Origin of the sequence: Micromonospora sp. NPDC049004, from assembly GCF_040649315.1 — a bacterium.
Classification (GTDB): domain Bacteria; phylum Actinomycetota; class Actinomycetes; order Mycobacteriales; family Micromonosporaceae; genus Micromonospora.
Window position 1 is genome coordinate 211,442 of the sequence record NZ_JBEZFG010000008.1, and the last position, 18,910, is coordinate 230,351.

Consider the following 18,910-nt stretch of genomic DNA (forward strand, 5'->3'; position numbering starts at 1 on the left):
GGTCCGGTGAACCCGACCCGGGTGTACGAGGTCAGCCGTGCTCGCGCCACCGGTTGGTGATCGGCAGTCGACGGTCGCGGCCGAACGCCTTCATGGAGATCTTCGTGCCGGGCGCCGACTGGCGTCGCTTGTACTCGGCGGTATCCACCAGCCGCAGCACCTTGTCGACCACTGCCGGGTCGTGGCCCGACTCGACCAGCCCGTCGCGGCCCAGGTCGCCGTCGACGTAACCGATGAGGATCGGGTCCAGCACGTCGTAGTCGGGCAGGGAATCGCTGTCGAGCTGGCCCGGGCTCAGCTCGGCGCTCGGCGGCTTGCCGATCGAGTTCTCCGGGATCGGGGCGGTGTCGCCGCGGCGGGCCGCGTCCGCGTTGCGCCACTTCGCCAGCCGCCAGACCAGCGTCTTCCAGACATCCTTGATCGGGTTGAAGCCGCCCACCGAGTCGCCGTACAGGGTGGAGTAGCCGACCGCCAGCTCGCTCTTGTTGCCGGTGGTGAGCACCAGGTGGCCCTCCTGGTTCGACAGCGCCATCAGGATGACGCCGCGTACCCGGGCCTGGAGGTTCTCCACGGCGATCCCGGACAGCGACAGGTTGGCGAGGAAGGCGTCCACCATCGGCTGGATCGGCTCGACGCGGTAGTCCAGCCCGGTGCGCTTGGCCAGGTCGGCGGCGTCCTCACGGGAGTGCTCGGAGGAGTGCTGGCTGGGCAGCGACACCCCGACCACCCGGTCCGGACCGAGCGCGTCGACGGCGAGGGCGGCCACCACCGCCGAGTCGATGCCACCGGAGAGGCCGAGCACCACCGACGCGAACCGGTTCTTGTTGACGTAGTCGCGCAGGCCGAGCACCAGCGCGTGCCACACCTCGGCCTCGTCGGCCACCGGCTCGATCAGCCCGCCGGCGGCGGCCGGGCCGGTCGGCGCGGGCGGGATCACGTCCAGCGTGTAATGAGCCACCCGCATGCCGTCCGCGACGTTCTGGCTGCCCGGGGCCGTGGTCGCGGCCGGCAGTTCGACATCGTGCACGAGCAGGTGCTCGACGAACTGCGGGGCGCGGGTGAGCAGTTCGCCGTCCGAGGCGACGATCATCGAGTCGCCCTCGAAGACCAGCTCGTCCTGGCCGCCGATCATGTTGACGTACGCGATGACCGCGTTCGCCTCGGCGGCCCGGCGGCGAACCAGTGGCAGCCGGATGTCGTCCTTGTTCAGCTCGTACGGCGAACCGTTGATGTTGACCACCAGGCCGACGCCGGCCTGCCGGGCGGCGGCGAACGGCCCGCCGGCCTGCCACAGGTCCTCGCAGATGGTCAGCGCGACGTCCACCCCGCCGATCCGCACCACGGTCAGCTGGTCGCCCGAGACGAAGTAGCGGTCCTCGTCGAAGACGCCGTAGTTGGGCAGGTGGTGCTTGAAGTAGCGGGCCACCACAGTGCCCCGGTGCAGCAGCGCGGCGGCGTTGCGCGCACCCCGGCCCGGCTCGGCGTCCCCGCTGACCTGCGGCGGCCCGTCGGCGTCCAGGTAGCCGACGACGACCGGGAGGTCACCGAGACCGTCGTCGGCCAGGTCGGCGGCGAGCCGCTCGACGGCGGCCTGGGACGCGGCGACGAAGGAACGCCGAAAGACCAGATCCTCGACCGGGTAGCCGGTCAGCATCATCTCCGGAAAGAGCACGAGCTGGGCGCCGGCGTCGGCGGCCTGGCGGGTCCAGCTGCGGACCAGGTCGGCATTGCCGGCGAGGTCGCCGACGCTCGGGTTGACCTGGGACAGGGCGAGACGCAGGGTGGGCATGTCCTCATCTTGCCCCAGCAAGGCCGGAGCAATCCGCACCGTCGGACGAGACGGCGGCCACGCGTGAGCGGCCGTGACCGACCAGGCCGGATCGGTACCGCTCGGCGGGCGGGACACGAGGGGACGGACGGCGGCGGTTCGCGTAACGTCTGCGTAACCAGGCCCGGGAACACTGGGCGGTCAGGTCGGGTACAGCCCGGCCAAGGCGGACAAAAAGAGTGTCGCGAGGGGTTGGGGAAGTGGACCGTCAGCAGGAGTTCGTCCTCCGTACGCTGGAAGAGCGGGACATCCGGTTCGTCCGGCTGTGGTTCACGGACGTGCTGGGCACGCTCAAGAGCGTCTCGGTGGCGCCCGCGGAGCTGGAAGCGGCCTTCGAGGAGGGCATCGGCTTCGACGGCTCGGCCATCGAAGGCTTCGCCCGGGTCTTCGAATCGGACATGGTGGCCATGCCCGACCCGACCACCTTCCAGGTCTTCCCGTTCGAGGGCGGGGTCAGCGGCGAGAGCGCCCGGATGTTCTGCGACATCCTGCTGCCCGACGGCGGCCCCTCCTGGGCCGACCCGCGGCACGTGCTGCGCCGCGCGCTGTCCAAGGCGGCCGAGAAGGGCTTCACCTTCTACACCCACCCCGAGATCGAGTTCTTCCTGCTGGAGAACGGCCCGCAGGACGGCTCGGTGCCCACCCCGGTGGACACCGGCGGCTACTTCGAGCACACCACCCACGCGGTGGCCCGCGACTTCCGCCGCCAGGGCGTGCTGGCGCTGGAGCGGATCGGCATCTCGGTGGAGTTCAGCCACCACGAGGTCGCCCCCGGCCAGCAGGAGATCGACCTGCGCTACGCCGACGCGCTGACCACCGCCGACAACATCATGACCTTCCGGCACGTGGTGAAGGAGGTCGCGCTCTCCACCGGCGTGCAGGCCAGCTTCATGCCGAAGCCGTTCACCGACCAGCCGGGCAGCGGCATGCACACCCACCTGTCGCTGTTCGAGGGCGAGCGCAACGCCTTCCACGACGGTGGCGACCCGATGAAGCTCTCCAAGGTGGCGAAGTCCTTCATCGCCGGCCTGCTGGTGCACGCCCGGGAGTACACGGCGGTCACCAACCAGTGGGTCAACTCGTACAAGCGGCTCTTCCCGCAGGCCCTGCCCGACCGGATCACCGAGAGCCCGGCGTACGTCTGCTGGGGTCACCTGAACCGGTCCGCGCTGGTCCGCGTCCCGGCGTACGGCAAGCCGAACTCCGCCCGGGTCGAGGTCCGGTCGCTGGACTCGGCGACCAACCCGTACCTCGCCTTCGCGGTGCTGCTCGGCGCCGGCCTGAAGGGCATCGAGGAGGGCTACGAGCTGCCGCCGGGCGCCGAGGACGACGTCTGGTCGCTGAGCAGCGCCGAGCGCCGCGCCATGGGATACGAGGCGCTGCCGGAGAACCTGGCCGAGGCGATCGACGTGATGGCCGAATCCGAACTGGTCGCCGAGGTGCTCGGCGAGCACGTCTTCGACTTCTTCCTGCGCAACAAGCGGGCCGAGTGGGAGCAGTACCGCCGCGAGGTCACCCCGTACGAGCGGCAGCGCTACCTGGCGCTGTAGTCGCGGGGCTGACGCGGTGGCGCGCTGCCGCTATCGTCTCGATCACCGCGCCGGTACCCCTCCGGGCGGAGAGTCGGGAGGCAGTCGGTGCTGGAGGATCTGCTCAGCGGTGCCTGGCAGAGTGTCGTGTTCGGGATCGTCGGCGTCGGGCTGATGGCTGCCGGGTTCGGGCTCGTCGACCTGCTGACCCCGGGACGGTTGCGGGAGCTGATCTGGGTCGAGCGCAACGCCAACGCGGGGTTGCTGCTCGCCGCCAACCAGCTCGGCATCGCCGGCATCGTCTTCACGGCGATCCTGACCAGCTACAGCGACTTCGGCCGGGGGCTGGCCTCCACCGTGCTCTTCGGGCTCGTCGGGCTGGCCATCATGGCGCTGGCCTTCTTCGTGCTCGACCTGCTCACCCCGGGCAAGCTCGGTGAGGTCATCTGCTCGTCCGAGCCGCACCCCGCGGCCCGGGTCAGCGCCGCCACGCACTTCGGCGCGGCGCTGATCGTCTGCGCCTGCATCGCCTGACGCGGGTGGCCGGTGGCCTGAGGCCGGTGTTCTGAGCGTGGCCGCTTGAGCCTGCCGCGTCCGGGGTGGTCGTCGTACCCCGGCCGTAGCGTGCCGGGCATGAACCGCACGGACCGGCTCTACGCCCTGGTCGAGGAGCTGCGCGCGGTGTCGCCCCGGCCCCGCAGCGCCCGCTGGCTCGCCGCCCACTTCGAGGTGAGCAGCCGGACCATCGAGCGGGACATCGGCGCGCTCCAGGAGGCCGGGGTGCCGATCTGGGCCGAGCCCGGGCGCACCGGCGGCTACGTCCTGGACCGCAGCCGCACCCTGCCGCCGGTCAACCTGACCCCGGCCGAGGCGGTGGCGATGGCCGTCGCGCTGCACCGGCTCGCCGGCACCCCGTTCGCCGGGCCGGGCGCCACCGCACTGCGCAAGCTGGTGGCGGTGCTGCCGGCCGCCGACGCCGCCGAGGCACACCGCCTCGCCGGCCGGGTGCACCTGATCGGCGACGGGCCGGCCACGCCCGTCCCGGCCACCGTCGCCGACGCGGTCACCGCGCGGCGGGTGCTGCGCATCCGGTACGCCGACCGCGCCGGCGTCGACTCGGTGCGCGACGTCGAACCGCTGGGCTACCTCGGCAACCCCCGACACTGGTATCTGCTCGCCTGGTGCCGCATGCGCGACGAGCTGCGCTGCTTCCGTACCGACCGGATCGGGGACGTCCAGGCGCTGCCCGAGGTGGTGGTCCGGGAGCTGCGCCTGACGGATCTCGACATCCCCCGGGAACGGGTCCGGCCGCTGAGCCTGGTCTGAGGCGGGTCCTTCACACACCGATCTCCGTCGGGTGATCCGGAAACACCGACAGGACGGTGTCGCGGACGGCCTCGAAACTGCTCTGGACGACGGCGAACCGCCGTCCCGGCAACTCTGGAGGCAGCACGTGTCCACGACGCCCATCACCTGGTTCGAGATCGGCACCGACCGGTCGGAGGAGGCGGAACGCTTCTACGGCGAGCTGTTCGGCTGGACCTTCGAAGAGCAGGGCGCGGGTAGCGGCGGGTCCTATCGGGTGACGGGTGCCGGCGGTGACACCGGAATCGGCGGGGCCATCCGGGCGACCGACGGGACGTCCCCGAACTACGCGGTGTTCTACGCCGAGGTCGACGACGTCGCGGAGACCTGCCGGCGAGCCGAGGCCGCCGGCGCGAAGGTGCTGATGCCCGCACGGACCGCACCCAGCGGTCTCACGCTCGCCCACCTGCTCGACCCGGCGGGAAATCGCCTCGGCGTGTTCGCACCCCCGCCCAGCAAGGGCTGAGCCGCGCGGATCCCGCGCGCCCGGGGCCGACGTCGGTCCCGCCAGCAAGGGCTGAGCCGCGCGGATCTCGCGCGCTGGCGGGCCGACGTCGGTCCCACGCGCATGATCGACTCCAGGTCGCCGATGTGGCGGTGTCCGGGTGCGAGGGACGCCGCCACATCGGCGAAACGGGGTGGATCACGCCGGACCACCCCAGCCCGGGGTGGTCGGAGGCCGACCCGTCGGGCTACTTGCCCGGCGTACCTGCGGGAGCGCCGTGGCCGGCCGGCCCACGGTCGCCGCCGCCCGGCCCACGGTGGCCGCCGCCGGGGCCGGGGAAGACGCCGGCCTCGACGGCCTTGGTGATGGCGTCGGCCTGCTCCTGGGTGAGCTTGCCGTCCTTGACCGCCTGGTCCAGCCGCTCCTTGAGCGCGGCCTGCCGGTCCTCGGCGGACGGGCGTGCCGGACGGTCGGCGGGCCGGTGCTGCTCGCGGACCTTCTCCAGTGCGGCGGTCACCTTGTCGGTGGGGACTCCCAACTCCTTGGCGAGCGCCTCGGCGAACTCACCCTGCCGGTCGGCCTTCGCTCCGGGGGCGGGGGCGGTGCTGGCGGTCGGGGTCGGGGTGTCCGCGGCGAACGCGATCGTCGGGGCGGCGATCCCCACGCCGAGGACGCCCGCGGTGGCCAGGCCGGCCAGCAGGTGCTTCCTACGGATGGTGCGGGACATGCTGTCCTCCAGAAGGTCGGTGATGCGGCAATGTCGTCACCGACAGTGACGGGCGATCCTGGGCGCGACCCATGGCGACCCTGTCAGCCAGCTGACAATCGAGCAGCGGGCTGCCGATCGAGGCGGCGCTCGCTGAAATCGGTTGTGTCGTCGTTGGTCCGGCGGCCAGTGTTGGTGGTCGCCAACGGAGGGACACCGCACGATGACCGTCGACATTCGGGAGATTCCGCTCGCTGGGTCGGACTCCGGCCCGTACGGCATCACGGTTGGGCCCGACGGCGCGTTGTGGCTGACGCTGGTCCAGGCCGGCGGGATCGCCCGCCTGGGGTCCGACGGCGGGGTCCGGACATACCCGCTGGAGCCGGCCGGCGGCCGCCCGTTGATCATCACGGCGGGTCCGGACGGCGCGCTCTGGTTCACCCGCTCCGGTGACGACCGGATCGGCCGGATCGGCGTCGACGGCGAACAGCGCACCGTCTCCCTGCCGGCCGGTGCCGGGCCGGGCGGCATCGCGGCCGGGCCCGATGGCGCGCTCTGGTACGCCGGCATGACCTCCGACGCGATCGGCCGGGTGGACACCGACGGGACGGTAACCGCGTTTCCGCTGCCCGTGACCGGCGGGTTCGCCTCGATGATCACCGCCGGCGCGGACGACGCTCTCTGGTTCACCCTCAACCGGGCGAACGCGATCGGCCGGATCGACCTCGACGGCCGGGTGACGCTGCACCCGTTGCCCACCGCGGACGCCGGGCCGGTCGGCCTCGCGCTCGGCGCGGACGGGGCCATCTGGTTCGTGGAGATCGCGGCCGGTCAGCTCGGCCGGGTCACTCCGGACGGCGAGGTGACCGAGATCCCGTTACCGGACCGGAGCGCCCGGCCGCACGCCGTCGTGGCCGACCCGGCGGGCGGCGCGTGGTTCACCGAGTGGGGCGCGAACCGGATCGGGTACATCGATCCCACCGGCCGGATCGAGAGCTACGACCTGCCCACCCCGCGCTCGGAACCCCACGGCATCACCCGGACCTCCGACGGAGTCTGGGCAGCCCTGGAGATCGGCGCAGTAGCCCACCTGACCCCGAACCCCACCCCCTGACCCACCCCCTGACCTCGGTGATCAAGAGGTTCGCGTCACGATCCGGCCCGGAAATGACCCGAACCTCTTGATCACCGCCGGGAAAGGGGTGCGGGCGGGTGGGTGGGGTTAGCGGACGGCGGGGGAGACCGTGAGGGTTCCGGTGTCGGTGTCCAGGGTTGCGGTGGTGCCTACCGGGACGGTCAGCTGGTCGGGGCCGTGGCCGATGGGGAGGCCGCCGAGGATCGGTACGCCCAGGTCGCCGAGGCGTTCGGTGAGGACGTCGACGATCGTGGTTTCCCAGCCGTCCCCGCATTCGGTGAACTGCCCGATCGCCACGCCGGCCAGCCCGTCCAGCGCGCCGGCGCGGCGCAGGTGGGTGAGCATCCGGTCGACCTTGTACGGGGGTTCCTGCACGTCCTCGATCAACAGCACGGCACCGGTCAGGTCGGGCAGGTCCGCGGTGCCGATCGACGCGGCGATCAGGCACAGGTTGCCGCCCAGCAGGGTGCCGGTGGCGCGACCCGGCACCCGTACGCCGAAGGTCTCCTCGGTGGGCACCGCCTCGACGGTCACCGGCTCGGTGGTCATCAACGCCGCGTGCAGGGCCTCGGCGGAGCGCAGCGACGTCCGCTCGTCCCGCCAGGCGGCCCCCGGGCCGTGCACGCCGGCCAGCCGGGCGCCTCGCCACAGGGCGAGCTGCAACGCGGTGATGTCCGAGAAGCCGGCCACCACCTTCGGGTCGCGGCGGACGGCGGCCATGTCGATGGCGTCCACGATCCGCTGTGCGCCGTACCCGCCCCGCGTGCAGATCACGCCGCGCACCTGCGGGTCGGCGAACGCCGCGTTCAGGTCGGCGGCCCGCAGGTCGTCGGTGCCGGCGAGGTAGCCGTGGCGGGCGTACGCGTTGGGCGCCGGCACCGGCCGCAGGCCCCACCCGGTGAGCAACTCCATCCCCCGGGCGACCCGCTCCGGCGAGGTCGGCCCGGACGGTGACACCAGCAGCACCGTGTCCCCGGGGCGCAGGACGGGCGGGCGGACGACGGCCGAATCCTCGTTGATCACAATCGCAGAGCCTAACGACACCGCGGGGCCCGACGAGCGGCGAACTCCGGCCGTCGACGCCTGTGTACGCGCCGACCACCGTGGCGGGGCGTGGCGCTGTGCGACGTACCGGCTAGCCTCGACGCGTGGCAACCGCGCTGGTGATCGAGAACGACCCGACGGACGACGCACGCCGGTTGGGTGAGTGGCTGACCGAGGCAGGGCTGGAGCTGTGGGTGGTCCGCCCGCACGCCGGCGACGAGCTCCCCGCCGACCTGGAGGGGTACGCGGCGCTGGTGGTGCTCGGCGGCGACCAGCAGGCGTACCCCCTGCCGGACGGCTCACCCGGCGCACACTGGTTCCCGGCGGTGGAGGGGCTGCTGCGCAAGGCGGTCCGCTACCGGGTGCCGACGCTGGCCGTCTGCCTGGGCGCGCAGCTGCTCGCCACCGCGCACGCCGGTCTGGTCGAGCGGAGCCCGTCCGGGCCGGAGATCGGCCCCGGCGTGGTCGGCCGGCGCGACGCCGCCGAGGGTGACCCGCTGTTCCGGTACGTGCCGCTGATCCCGGACGTGCTCCAGTGGCACTCCGACGAGATCACCGAGCTGCCCCGGGGCGCCACCCTGCTGGCCGCCTCCACCCGGTACCCGCACCAGGCGTTCCGGCTCGGCGACCGGGCCTGGGGGCTGCAGTTTCACATCGAGTGCGACACCGCGATGATCGCCGACTGGGCCACCGACTCGGCCCAGCTCGCGGAGCTGGGCTACGACCCGGAGCTGGTCGTGGCGGCCTGCGACTCGGTGATGGTGGACGTCGAGGAGGTCTGGCAGCCGTTCGCCGCCCGGTTCGCGGCGCTGGCCCTCGGCGAGTTGGACGACAGCACGACGCGGCGTGGCCTGCCGCTGCTCGGGCACTGATGAGCCGGCCGACGAGGGCGCCGGGTCGGCTCGCCCGGTACGGCTTCGGGGTCGCCGACGGCGACGGCGGCGCTCGCGCCGCCGACCTGCTCGGCCCGGACGGGCTGGGCCTCTGGCAGCCGGTCGAGCAGGAGCCGGTCGACGAGACGGCCACGGAGCTGCTGGCCGCGCTGTCCCGGGCCGCCGACCCGGATCTGGCGCTGCGCCAACTGCACCGCATCGTCGAGGCCGAGACGCGGACCAACGGCACCAGCGCCGCCAGCACGCGGGCCGCCAGCGCGCCGAGCGCCCGCACGCCCCCCGCCAGCGCCGCCGGCGGAAGCGGCGCCAGCACGCCGAGCGGTAGCGGCAGCGGCGCGCGCTCGCCGCTGATCGCGGAGCTGCACGCCGATCCCGGGCTGCGGCGGCGACTGATCGCCGTCCTGGGCGCGTCGTCGGCGCTCGGTGATCACCTGGTGGCCAACCCGGAGCACTGTCTGGCGCTGCGCACCGCCCCGGACGGGCTCGCGCCGATCGCCGAGGGTCGACTGGAACCGACCGGCGACGGCAACCCCGTGGCGGTGCTGCGGACCGCGTACCGGCTGGCGTTGCTGCGGATCGCGGCGGCCGACCTCACCGGCGGCCGGGCCCTGGAGCAGACCATGGCCGCGCTGTCCGCGCTGGCCGACGCGACCCTGGCCGCGGCGTACGAGATCGCCGTCGACGAGCTGGCCGACGGCACCGAGCGGCCCCGGCTGGCAGTGGTGGCGATGGGCAAGTGCGGCGGCGGCGAACTGAACTATGTCTCCGACGTGGACGTGATCTTCGTGGCGGCCGAGGACACCGACCTGCCCGCCGCGACCCAGGTGGCGACCCGGCTGATCTCCATCTGCGGCATGGTCGCCTGGCCGGTGGACGCCGCCTTGCGGCCCGAGGGCAGTCGCGGCCCGCTGGTGCGCACCCTCGCCAGCCACCTGGCCTACTACCGGCGGTGGGCGCGCACCTGGGAGTTCCAGGCGCTACTCAAGGCCCGTCCGGCCGCCGGTGACCTGCCGCTGGCCCAGGAGTGGATCGACCAGCTCGCTCCGCTGGTGTGGCGGGCCGCCGAACGACCCGAGGCGGTCGAGGACGTCCGCGCGATGCGTCGCCGGATCATCGACAACATCCCGCCGAAGGAGCTGGAACGCGAGATCAAGCGCGGTCCCGGCGGGCTGCGCGACATCGAGTTCGCCGTCCAGCTCCTGCAACTCGTGCACGGCCGGGGCGACGAGACGCTGCGGGCGCCGGGCACCATTCCGGCGCTGCGCGCGCTGGTCGCCGGCGGCTACGTCGGCCGCGCCGACGGCGAGTCACTGCTGCGCGGCTACCGCTTCCTGCGCAGCGTCGAGCACCGGCTCCAGTTGCAGGCCCTGCGCCGTACGCACACCGTGCCCACCGAACCGTCCGCGCTTCGCTGGCTGGCCGCCGCACTGGGTTTCACCGCCACGCCGGGACGCAGCGCCGTGGAGAGCTTCCGGGCCGAGTGGGTCACCCACGCCACCGAGGTACGCCGGCTGCACGCCAAGCTGCTCTACCGGCCGCTGCTGGAGTCGGTGGCCCGGGTGCCCGCCGACGGGCTGCGGCTCACCCCGGAGGCCGCGCGGCACCGGTTGGAGATCCTCGGTTTCGCCGATCCGGCCGGGGCGTTGCGGCACCTCCAGGCGCTCACCGGCGGGGTGAGCCGCACCGCGGCCATCCAGCGGACCCTGCTGCCGGTGCTGCTGAGCGAGTTCGCCGACGCGCCGGAGCCGGACCGGGGGCTGCTCAACTACCGCAAGGTCTCCGACAAGCTGGGCAGCACCCCCTGGTACCTGCGACTGCTGCGCGACGGCGGTCCCGTCGCCCGGCGGCTGGCCCGGGTCCTGGCCCTCTCCCGGTACGTCGCCGACCTGCTCGCCCGCGATCCGGAGGCGCTGCGGCTGCTCGCCGAGGAGAACGAGTTGGCGCCGCGCCCACGGGCGGTGCTGCGGGAGGGTTTCCTGGCGGCGGCGGCCCGACACACCGACCCGGTCGAGGCGACCCGCGCGGTGCGGGCGCTGCGCCGCCGGGAACTGGTCCGGGTGGCGTGCGCGGACGTGCTCTGCCGCGCCGGCGCGCTCGCCCCCACCCCGACGCGGCCGGACGGCACGACGCGGCCGGCCGTCGGCCTGGCCGACATCACCGAGGTCGGCACGGCGCTCTCCGACGTCACCGACGCCACGCTCGCCGCCGCGCTGCGCGCCGCCCGGGCCAGCCAGAAGGCACCGGACGGGCTGCGGTTCGCGGTGATCGGGATGGGCCGGCTCGGCGGGTACGAGTCGAACTACCTCTCCGACGCCGACGTGCTCTTCGTCTACGACCCGCCCGCCGGCAGCAGCGAGAGCGCCGCCAGCGCCGCCGCGCACGCCATCGCGGAGGAGCTGCGGCGACTGCTCGGGGTGCCCGCGCCCGACCCGCCGCTCGGTGTCGACGCCGACCTGCGTCCCGAGGGCCGGCAGGGTCCGCTGGTGCGCAGCCTCGCCGCGTACGCGCAGTACTACGCCCGCTGGTCCCGGGTGTGGGAGGCGCAGGCGCTGCTGCGGGCACGGTTCGTCTGCGGTGACGCCGACCTGGGCGCCGAGTTCGAGGCGATGATCGAGCCGGTGCGCTACCCGGCCGACGGGCTGACCCGCGAGCAGGTCGTGGAGATCCGCCGGATCAAGGCCCGGGTGGAGAACGAACGGCTGCCGCGCGGCGCCGACCCGGCCACCCACACCAAGCTGGGCCGGGGCGGGCTGGCCGACGTGGAGTGGGCCGTCCAGCTCGTCCAGCTCCGGCACGCGGGCAGAGTCCCGGAGCTGCGCGGCACGCGTACCCTCGACGCCCTCGCGGCGGCCGAGCGGGCCGGCCTGGTCGACCCGGCGGACGCCGCGGAGATGGCCGCCGGCTGGTCCCTGGCCGCGCAGGTGCGCAACGCGTTGATGCTGGTCCGGGGCCGCGCCGGTGACCAGCTGCCCCGGCACGGGGTGGAGCTGGCCGGGGTGGTCCGGCTGCTCGGCCGCGACGATCCGGGGGAGTTCCTCGACGAGTACCTGCGCACCGGCCGGCGCTCCCGCGCCGCCGCCCAGCGGGTGCTGGAGGCGTAGCGCCGGGTCAACTGCCGACGGTGTACTCGCCGGCGTGGGGAACGGTGACGGTGCTCCAGTCCCCGTCGGCGGTGACGGTGGCGCCGCCGGAGGCGACCAGCCACCGGCTGTGCCGGACCCGGACGGCCACCGGGCCGGCGGTCGGGGCCCGGAAGGTCAGCGCCGCGCCGTCGGCGCGGACCAGTTCGGCGGGCGCGGCGACCAGCGGCGTCGGGTCGGCCACCGCCCAGACCCGCCAGTGCGCGCCGGACCAGACCGGCGTCAGGTACGGCAGGCCGCTCCCGACCAGTTCCGCCTCGGCCCGTCCCACCCAGGACAGCGGAGCGTCCGGCACCGCCACGTACTGCACGGCGTTCTCCGCCAGCCAAGCCCGGTAGCTCTCCCGGGTCAGCGGCACGCCGGTGCCCGCCGCGCCGGGCACTGTGGTGAAGAACAGCGGGTTGCGGTCGATGTCGGCCTGCCGCAGCCAGCCGCGGGCCAGTGGCACCTCGCCGAGGCGGGCCGCCTCCCAGTAGTTGCGCGTCGGCGGCACCTCCACCCGGCCGGTGAGCCGCTGCCCGGCCAGGAACGCCCGCAGCGGCGCGTGGTAGCCGGGCGCGCTGGTCGGGTCGCCGATGCCGCGCAGGTCGGCGGGGACCACCGGCGGCTGCCACCCGCAGACCGCCACCAGCAGCGCGGTCAGGCCCACACCGCCCAGCAGGCGGACCCGCCACGACCGCTGCGGCGTCCCGGTGCCGGCCAGAGCGGTGCCGGTCGGGGCGGTGCCGGGCGGCCCGGCGTTGGATGGCACGGCTTTGGGCGGCGCGGGGCGGGCGGCGTGCCGGCGGGTGAGGCGGGCGGTGAGCCAGGCCGGCGGCCGGGCGGCGGCGGCCAGCACCGGCAGGGCGAACATCGTCGCCAGCCGGGTCGCGTTCAACCCCACCGGGGTGTGGACCAGCGCGGCGACGAGCACCCCGGCGGCGGAGAGGAGCGCGCCGTAGCGGACCGGCCGGTACGCCACCAGCGCCGCCACCACCAGGCCGGTCACCACCGCCCGCAGGGTGTCGGTGCGGCTGATGTTCATCCAGCCGCCGTCGCCGAAGAGCAGCGCGGTCGCGGCCAGCGGCACGGCCGCCGCGACACCCAGCGTCAGACCGTCGGCGTAGCGGCGGGTGAGCAGCAGCGCCACGCCCGCCAGGCCGACGAACAGGCCCGCCACCGGGCTCGTCGCCGACGCCAGCAGCGCGCCGACCGCGGCGAGCGCGAGACGCCGATTCCGGGGTACGCCCCGAGTCAACGCCAGCAGCGCGGCCAGCCCGAACGCGACACCCAGGGCGTACGTCACCCGGCCGGAGACCAGGTTGCCGGCCAGCGTGACCACGCCGACCACGCTGCCCAGCAGCGGTCGGGGCACCGGGCTGCGGACCAGCAGCGCGGCCAGCGCGGCGGCCGACGCCACGAGCGCCAGCGCACCGGTGACCCGCACGCCGAGCACTGCCATCACCGGCTGGGACACGAGGCTGTAGCCGAACTGCTGCACCCCGCCGTACCAGCGCAGATCGACAGGTGTCAGACCGTGGGCGGCGAAGAAGTCCGCCCGGGCGACCTGGGCGGCGAGGTCCGATCCCATCAGCGGCAGGGCCAGCCAGAGCGCGCCGAGCACGACCGCGGAACCGGTGGCCACCGCCACCACCCGACTGCGCCGCATGCCCACCTCCGTACCGCGACAACCGTACTGGCAGCATGTCCGGCGTGCCTCACCACCTCGCGCGCTGGACCGGACTGGTCGGCTCGGTGTTGCTCGCCGTCGCCGCGTTCCTCGGCGGCGCTCTGCCCGGCTCACCCCTGCGCGCCACCCCGGTCAGCATCTGGCAGGGCCCGAACGGGCCGCTGGTCCTCGCCGCCTGGCTGGTCGGCACCGCGCTGCTGGCGTACGCCTGGTGGTCGCTGCGCGACAGCGTGCCGTCGACCCGGTGGGCGCTTGTCACCGTCGGGCTCTGGCTGCTGCCGGTGCTGATCGCGCCGCCGCTGGCCAGCCGCGACGTCTACGCGTACGCCTGCCAGGGCGCCAGCTACGCCGCCGGGATCAACCCGTACGAGCAGGGTGTCTCCGCGCTGCCCTGTCCCTGGCTGGACACCATCTCCTACATCTGGCGCGACACGCCGGCGCCGTACGGGCCGCTGTTCGTGGTGCTCTCCGGCGCGGTGGTCAAGGCCACCGGCTCGCTGACCGGCGCGATAGTGCTGTTCCGGCTGATCGCCGTGGCGGGGGTGGCGCTGACCGCGGTCAGCCTGCCGGTGCTGGCCCGGCGAGCCGGCGTACCGGCCGCCCGGGCGGTCTGGCTGACGCTCGCCTGCCCGTTGGTCGCCGTGCACCTGGTCGGCGGCGCGCACAACGACGCCCTGATGGTCGGCCTGCTGGTCGCCGGGCTGGCGGTGATCGCCTCGCGGCCCGGCCGCCCCGGCCCGCTGCTCGCCGGGGGCGCGCTGCTCGGGCTGGCCGCCGCGATCAAGGTGACGGCGTTGGTCGTGGTGCCGTTCGCGGCGCTGGCCGCGATCGTCGGCGGGTACTCGATCCGCGCGCTGATCCGCCACGGCGGCTGGGTCGTCGGCGGCGCGGTCGCCGTCGTGGTCGGGGTGACCTTCGCCGCCGGACTGGACTTCGGCTGGGTCGGCGGCCTGGCCCGAGGCGGCGACGTGATCGCCTGGACGTCGCCGTCCACGGCGGTCGGCCAGACCGTCGGTTACCTGGCGGTGCCGTTCGGCGGGCACATCGACGCCCTGCCGGTCACCCGGGGGATCGGCATGGCAATGCTGGCGCTGCTGCTGGTGTGGTTGTGGTGGCGGGCCCGCACCCGCGAGCCGCTGTGGCACGCCGCCCTGGCGCTGGCCGCAACTGTCGCCCTCGCGCCGCTGTTCCACCCCTGGTACTGGATCTGGCCCCTCGCGGTGCTCGCGGCCACCGCCCGGCGTACCGGATGGTTCATGGTGGTCGCGCTTGTCGCGTCGTTCCTGGTGCTGCCGGACGGCACCGGGCTGGCCCGGTTCACCAAGTCGGTCGGGGCGCCGCTGATGACGCTGTTGGTGATCGTGCTGGTCATCCGGTTGGTACGGTCGGCTCGGGCGGCCCGTCAGCCGGTCGCCGCCGACTGAGGGAAGGTGCGCCGGTGACCGCTCCCGGCGCGTCGCCGCCGCTTGCCGGCCCTTCGGTGGCCCGGTTCGCCAGGTACGCCGGCCTGGTCGGCGCGGTCCTGCTCACCGTTGCCGGGTACCTCGGCGGGGCGCTGCCCGACGCCCCGCTGGGCGCGACACCGGTGTCGATCTGGCAGGCCCCGCACGGGCCCGCGACGCTGACCTGCTGGCTCGTCGGCACGGCGCTGCTGGTCGGCGGCTGGTGGTCACTGCGCGCCGGTGCGCCGTCGGGCCGGTGGGCGTACGTCACCGCCGTGCTGTGGGTCCTACCGCTGCTGGTCGCGCCGCCGCTGGGCAGCCGGGACGTCTACTCGTACGCCTGCCAGGGCTGGACGTACGCGCACGGCGTCGACCCGTACGCGGTTCCGGTGGCGGCGGCCGGCTGCCCGTGGGTGGAGACGGTGGCGCCGATCTGGCGGGACACACCTGCCCCGTACGGGCCGGTCTTCGTGCTGCTCGCGGCGCTCGCGGTCACGCTGGGCGGCGGGCTCACCGGCACGGTCGTACTGCTGCGGGTCCTCGCCGTGGCGGGCCTGCTCCTGGCGGCGTACTGCCTGCCCGCCCTGGCGCGGGCGGCCGGCGTGCCGACCCGGCGGGCGGCCTGGTTGGCGCTGGCCGCGCCGGTGGTAGGCGTGCACCTGGTGGCCGGGGCGCACAACGACGCCGTGATGCTCGGGCTGCTGCTGTGCGCGTTGCTGCTGGTGATCCGACGGCCGGGTCGACCGGGGGCGCTGCTCGCCGCCGGGGCCCTGTTCGGCCTGGCGGTCACGGTGAAGGCCACCGCCGTGGTGGTAACCCCGTTCGCCGCGCTGGCCGCGGTGCACGGCCGGCACACCGTACGGGCGCTGCTGCGCGACGGCGGCGCTCTGGCCGGTGGGATGCTGGCCGCGCTGCTGGTCACCTCGGTGCTGTCCGGTCTCGGCTTCGGCTGGGTGGGCGGGCTGACCCGCAGCGGAGACTCCGAACAGTGGACGTCGCCGCCCACCGCCGTCGGCCTGCTGGTGGACTACGCCGGCGCGCTGGTCGGGCGCGACCCGCAGGCGGTGCCGGTGGTCCGGGCGGTGGCGCTGCTGCTGCTCGCGATCGTGGTGGTGGTCCTGTGGCTGAGGGCCTGGCGGGCCTCGGATGATCCGACCCTGGACCGCGCCCGGGTCACGCTGCACGGCGCCGGCCTGGCCCTGGCCGCCACTGTGGTCCTGTCCCCGGTCTTCTACCCCTGGTACGCGACCTGGCCGCTGGCGCTGCTCGCGCTCACCGCCACCCGGACCACCTGGTTCGTGCTGCCGGCCGGGGTGGCGACGTTCCTGGTCCTGCCCGACGGCACCAACCTGGCCCGCTTCACGAAGGCCCCCGGCGCGGTGGCGATGACCGCTCTGCTCCTGTTCCTGCTCCTTCGGGTCGGTCAGAACGGGCTGAAGCGTCCGCCACGTCGATGATCGCGGTCCGCTGCTCACGATCGCGCTCGAACAGGGAAGTAGTGGCATCGCCGGACCTGCGAGGCCACTACTTCCTGAATCGAGCACGATCTTGCGGCAGCGGCAGCGGCAGCAGGGACGTGCGGGGTGGGCGCGGTCAGCGGTGCGTGTTCCAGGTGGCGCCGGGGGTCAAGGGCCGGGCCAGCCGGGCGCGTACGGCGAGTGCCACCGGTAGCAGGGCGGGGCCGACCAGGCCGACCACGGCCGCCGTCGCGGCGAGTGCCGTCCAGCTCGGGTTGAACTCGGCCGGCACGCCGTCGGCGGCCCCGGCCAGTGGTTGCAGGGCCAGCAGGCCCACCGGGGTGAACAGGGTCAACAGGGCCCAGCCGCCCCGGTGGTCGCCGCGCAGCGCCAGTCCCACGGCGAGCAGCACGGCCACCGCGAGCACCGCCACGGCGGCGTTGAGCAGGGCCTGACCCGCGGTCCCCGCGCGGTAGGTCCAGGCGAGGCTTTCCGCCGTCAGGCTCGCTGCCGCCACCAGGCCGGCGACGGCCGCGACCAGCGGCGTCACCCGCAGCGACACCTGCCGCTCGCCGGACGCGCCGAGCGCCACCAGCCCCAACCCGACCTGGGGGAGCAGCACGAACAGCGGCGGACGGGGCAGGTCGGTGAGCGCGGCGGCGGGGACGAGCGCGACAGTGAGGAGCACCGCGAGCGCGACCGCGTGTCGGTGCCACCTGCCGGGTGTCAGCGCCTGCGCCGCGGCGGCGAGCAGCCAGCCGACCCACGCCACGATGCCGAGCGAGACGAACGGCCCGACCGACGGCTCACCGAAGCCCGGCGGTGCGGGGCGCAGTTCGAGCACCGTCCACACGCCGGCGAGCATGGTGGCGGTGAACAGGGCCACGGCGGCCGCGAGGCGTACGCCCGGGACGAGGTGGATCACGCCGGCGGCGCGTACCCGCTGACGCAGCCCGCCGCGCAGGAGGTCCGCGGCGTCCGCGGGCGCCGGCCAGCGGCGGCCCGGCGTGGCCAGGTCCAGGTACGTGCCGACGATCTCGGCGCCACGGGAGCGCCGGTACTCGGCGGGGTAGGCGAGCAGCAGCCGCAGGTAACGTCGCTCAAGATCGGTCATGCCAACCCTCCGGCGATACGCGGGGCGGCCGGCCGGGCGGTGCGGGCCCGCTCCGCCAGCCGCCTGGTGGCGGCCTCGACGTTGCGCCGGAGCCGCTCGGTCTCGGCGCTCAGGGTGGCGTCACCGGCGGGGGAGAGCCGGTAGTAGCGGCGCAGACGGCTGTCCACCACCTCCTCCCGGTCGACCTCGACGAGACCGGCGTCGACCAGCCGGTCGAGTGCCCCGTAGAGCGTCCCGGGGCGGAGCGACACACGGTTGTCGGAGAGGACGGCGACCTCGCGGATCAGCCCGTAGCCGTGCATCGGCTCGGCGGCGAGCGCGGTGAGGATCAGGAACGTGGGTTCACGCAGTGGTGTATCCATCGCCGTAATATATCGGATACGAAGGTATGCCGGGGGGCGGCGCCGCTTCGCACGCATCTGATCGGATACCAGGGGTCGAAGTGGCCCACCGGCCTGCGACGGCCCCGGAGCACCCATCTGCGATCATGCTCCGCTGTGGAGCTATACGGACCGTTTCGCCGCGAGGCGATGGAGCGGGGCATTCCGGCGGATCAGGTTGACCGGTTCGCCGAGCAGCTGCGATTCGCGATCTGGGTAGGTGGCGGTGACGGCGGCGAGGACGTGGTCGGGCAGAGCGGCGGACTGCCCCGGCTACCTGTCGACGCCGAGTGGCCGTCCGAGCGCGGGATTCCGTTGCCGTTCGTCGCGTCCCTCGACTGCGCGGCCCTTCCGAAGGTGGAGCGGCTTCCCCTGCCGGTGGACGAGAACCTCATGTTCGCCTCGGACACCGTGCAGCAGCTGGTCAGGGAGCTGACGTACACCGACGAACTCATCGAGCTGGTCCAGGATCTCTGGCCCACGGAGAACGGCCTGGCATCCCTGCGCATCGGTGGATACACGAAACGAATCGGAGGCTCGTACTCTCCGGAGGAGCAGATGGCGCGTGCCAGCCTGCGGGCCCGACTGGCGACCGGACCTGACCTTGCGCGGCCCGAGAGGATCCGCTGGCGCCGCGAAGAGGAATCCCGACTGATTCGGGAATGGGTGCCGCTCGCCCAGTTCCCCACCGAGTTCTTTGTCACTTCGGTCGCTTCTTGATCAGATTCGACGACCTGGCCGCCGGCCGCTTCGACCAGATGCG

At 74.0% G+C, this 18,910-nt stretch carries 16 protein-coding genes; 10 read left to right on the forward strand and 6 right to left on the reverse strand.

The window, feature by feature from the left end; translation table 11 throughout:
* Positions 1–31: 31 nt before the first annotated feature.
* Positions 32–1,789 carry an NAD+ synthase gene (locus AB0B97_RS24130; protein WP_357496611.1) on the reverse strand — a complete coding sequence of 586 codons (1,758 nt, stop codon included), beginning with the start codon at positions 1,787–1,789 and terminating at the stop codon, positions 32–34.
* Between the two features lie 239 nt (positions 1,790–2,028).
* On the opposite strand from AB0B97_RS24130, the gene glnA reads away from it, so the two are divergent.
* From glnA to AB0B97_RS24150, 4 genes are all read left to right on the forward strand, one after another.
* Positions 2,029–3,378, forward strand: coding sequence for a type I glutamate--ammonia ligase (gene glnA, locus AB0B97_RS24135; protein WP_007463316.1), 1,350 nt, complete (start codon positions 2,029–2,031; stop codon positions 3,376–3,378).
* 87 nt (positions 3,379–3,465) lie between these two features.
* Entirely contained in the window at positions 3,466–3,891 is a 426-nt protein-coding gene (locus AB0B97_RS24140; protein WP_234586527.1) for a DUF350 domain-containing protein, read from the forward strand.
* A gap of 99 nt (positions 3,892–3,990) precedes the next feature.
* A complete protein-coding gene (locus AB0B97_RS24145) occupies positions 3,991–4,683 on the forward strand; it encodes a YafY family protein (RefSeq protein ID WP_357496614.1) in 693 nt (230 codons plus the stop codon).
* A gap of 127 nt (positions 4,684–4,810) precedes the next feature.
* Complete coding sequence (locus AB0B97_RS24150) at positions 4,811–5,188, forward strand: VOC family protein (RefSeq protein ID WP_357496616.1); 378 nt, start codon at positions 4,811–4,813, stop codon at positions 5,186–5,188.
* Positions 5,189–5,414: 226 nt separating this feature from the next.
* On the opposite strand, the gene AB0B97_RS24155 is transcribed toward AB0B97_RS24150, so the two are convergent.
* Positions 5,415–5,894: a hypothetical protein gene (locus tag AB0B97_RS24155; protein ID WP_357496618.1), complete on the reverse strand. Its 480-nt coding sequence runs from the start codon at positions 5,892–5,894 to the stop codon at positions 5,415–5,417.
* 202 nt (positions 5,895–6,096) lie between these two features.
* Between AB0B97_RS24155 and AB0B97_RS24160 the strand changes: the two genes are divergently transcribed.
* Complete coding sequence (locus AB0B97_RS24160; RefSeq protein WP_357496620.1) at positions 6,097–6,987, forward strand: virginiamycin B lyase; 891 nt, start codon at positions 6,097–6,099, stop codon at positions 6,985–6,987.
* Positions 6,988–7,095: 108 nt separating this feature from the next.
* Here AB0B97_RS24160 and AB0B97_RS24165 read toward each other — a convergent pair whose 3' ends face one another.
* A complete protein-coding gene (locus AB0B97_RS24165; protein ID WP_357496622.1) occupies positions 7,096–8,031 on the reverse strand; it encodes an LD-carboxypeptidase in 936 nt (311 codons plus the stop codon).
* A gap of 125 nt (positions 8,032–8,156) precedes the next feature.
* Here AB0B97_RS24165 and AB0B97_RS24170 point away from each other — a divergent pair, with 125 nt between their 5' ends.
* Both AB0B97_RS24170 and AB0B97_RS24175 read left to right on the forward strand, forming a co-directional pair.
* Entirely contained in the window at positions 8,157–8,924 is a 768-nt protein-coding gene (locus tag AB0B97_RS24170; protein ID WP_234586542.1) for a type 1 glutamine amidotransferase, read from the forward strand.
* A complete protein-coding gene (locus AB0B97_RS24175; protein WP_357496624.1) occupies positions 8,924–12,046 on the forward strand; it encodes a bifunctional [glutamine synthetase] adenylyltransferase/[glutamine synthetase]-adenylyl-L-tyrosine phosphorylase in 3,123 nt (1,040 codons plus the stop codon). The genes AB0B97_RS24170 and AB0B97_RS24175 overlap by 1 nt, the downstream gene beginning before the upstream one ends.
* Positions 12,047–12,053: 7 nt before the next feature.
* Here AB0B97_RS24175 and AB0B97_RS24180 read toward each other — a convergent pair whose 3' ends face one another.
* Positions 12,054–13,733, reverse strand: a complete 1,680-nt coding sequence (locus AB0B97_RS24180) for a hypothetical protein (protein ID WP_357496626.1) — start codon at positions 13,731–13,733, stop codon at positions 12,054–12,056.
* Between the two features lie 44 nt (positions 13,734–13,777).
* Between AB0B97_RS24180 and mptB (AB0B97_RS24185) the strand changes: the two genes are divergently transcribed.
* On the forward strand, positions 13,778–15,178 hold the full coding sequence (gene mptB / locus AB0B97_RS24185; RefSeq protein WP_357496628.1) for a polyprenol phosphomannose-dependent alpha 1,6 mannosyltransferase MptB: 1,401 nt from the start codon (positions 13,778–13,780) through the stop codon (positions 15,176–15,178).
* Between the two features lie 14 nt (positions 15,179–15,192).
* Positions 15,193–16,653 carry a polyprenol phosphomannose-dependent alpha 1,6 mannosyltransferase MptB gene (gene mptB / locus AB0B97_RS24190; RefSeq protein WP_357496630.1) on the forward strand — a complete coding sequence of 487 codons (1,461 nt, stop codon included), beginning with the start codon at positions 15,193–15,195 and terminating at the stop codon, positions 16,651–16,653.
* A gap of 136 nt (positions 16,654–16,789) precedes the next feature.
* On the opposite strand, the gene AB0B97_RS24195 is transcribed toward mptB (AB0B97_RS24190), so the two are convergent.
* Entirely contained in the window at positions 16,790–17,767 is a 978-nt protein-coding gene (locus AB0B97_RS24195; protein WP_357496632.1) for a hypothetical protein, read from the reverse strand.
* Positions 17,764–18,129 carry a helix-turn-helix transcriptional regulator gene (locus tag AB0B97_RS24200; protein ID WP_357496634.1) on the reverse strand — a complete coding sequence of 122 codons (366 nt, stop codon included), beginning with the start codon at positions 18,127–18,129 and terminating at the stop codon, positions 17,764–17,766. The genes AB0B97_RS24195 and AB0B97_RS24200 overlap by 4 nt, the downstream gene beginning before the upstream one ends.
* Before the next feature lie 135 nt (positions 18,130–18,264).
* Between AB0B97_RS24200 and AB0B97_RS24205 the strand changes: the two genes are divergently transcribed.
* Positions 18,265–18,867 carry a DUF1963 domain-containing protein gene (locus AB0B97_RS24205; protein ID WP_357496636.1) on the forward strand — a complete coding sequence of 201 codons (603 nt, stop codon included), beginning with the start codon at positions 18,265–18,267 and terminating at the stop codon, positions 18,865–18,867.
* The last annotated feature ends 43 nt before the right edge of the window (positions 18,868–18,910 follow it).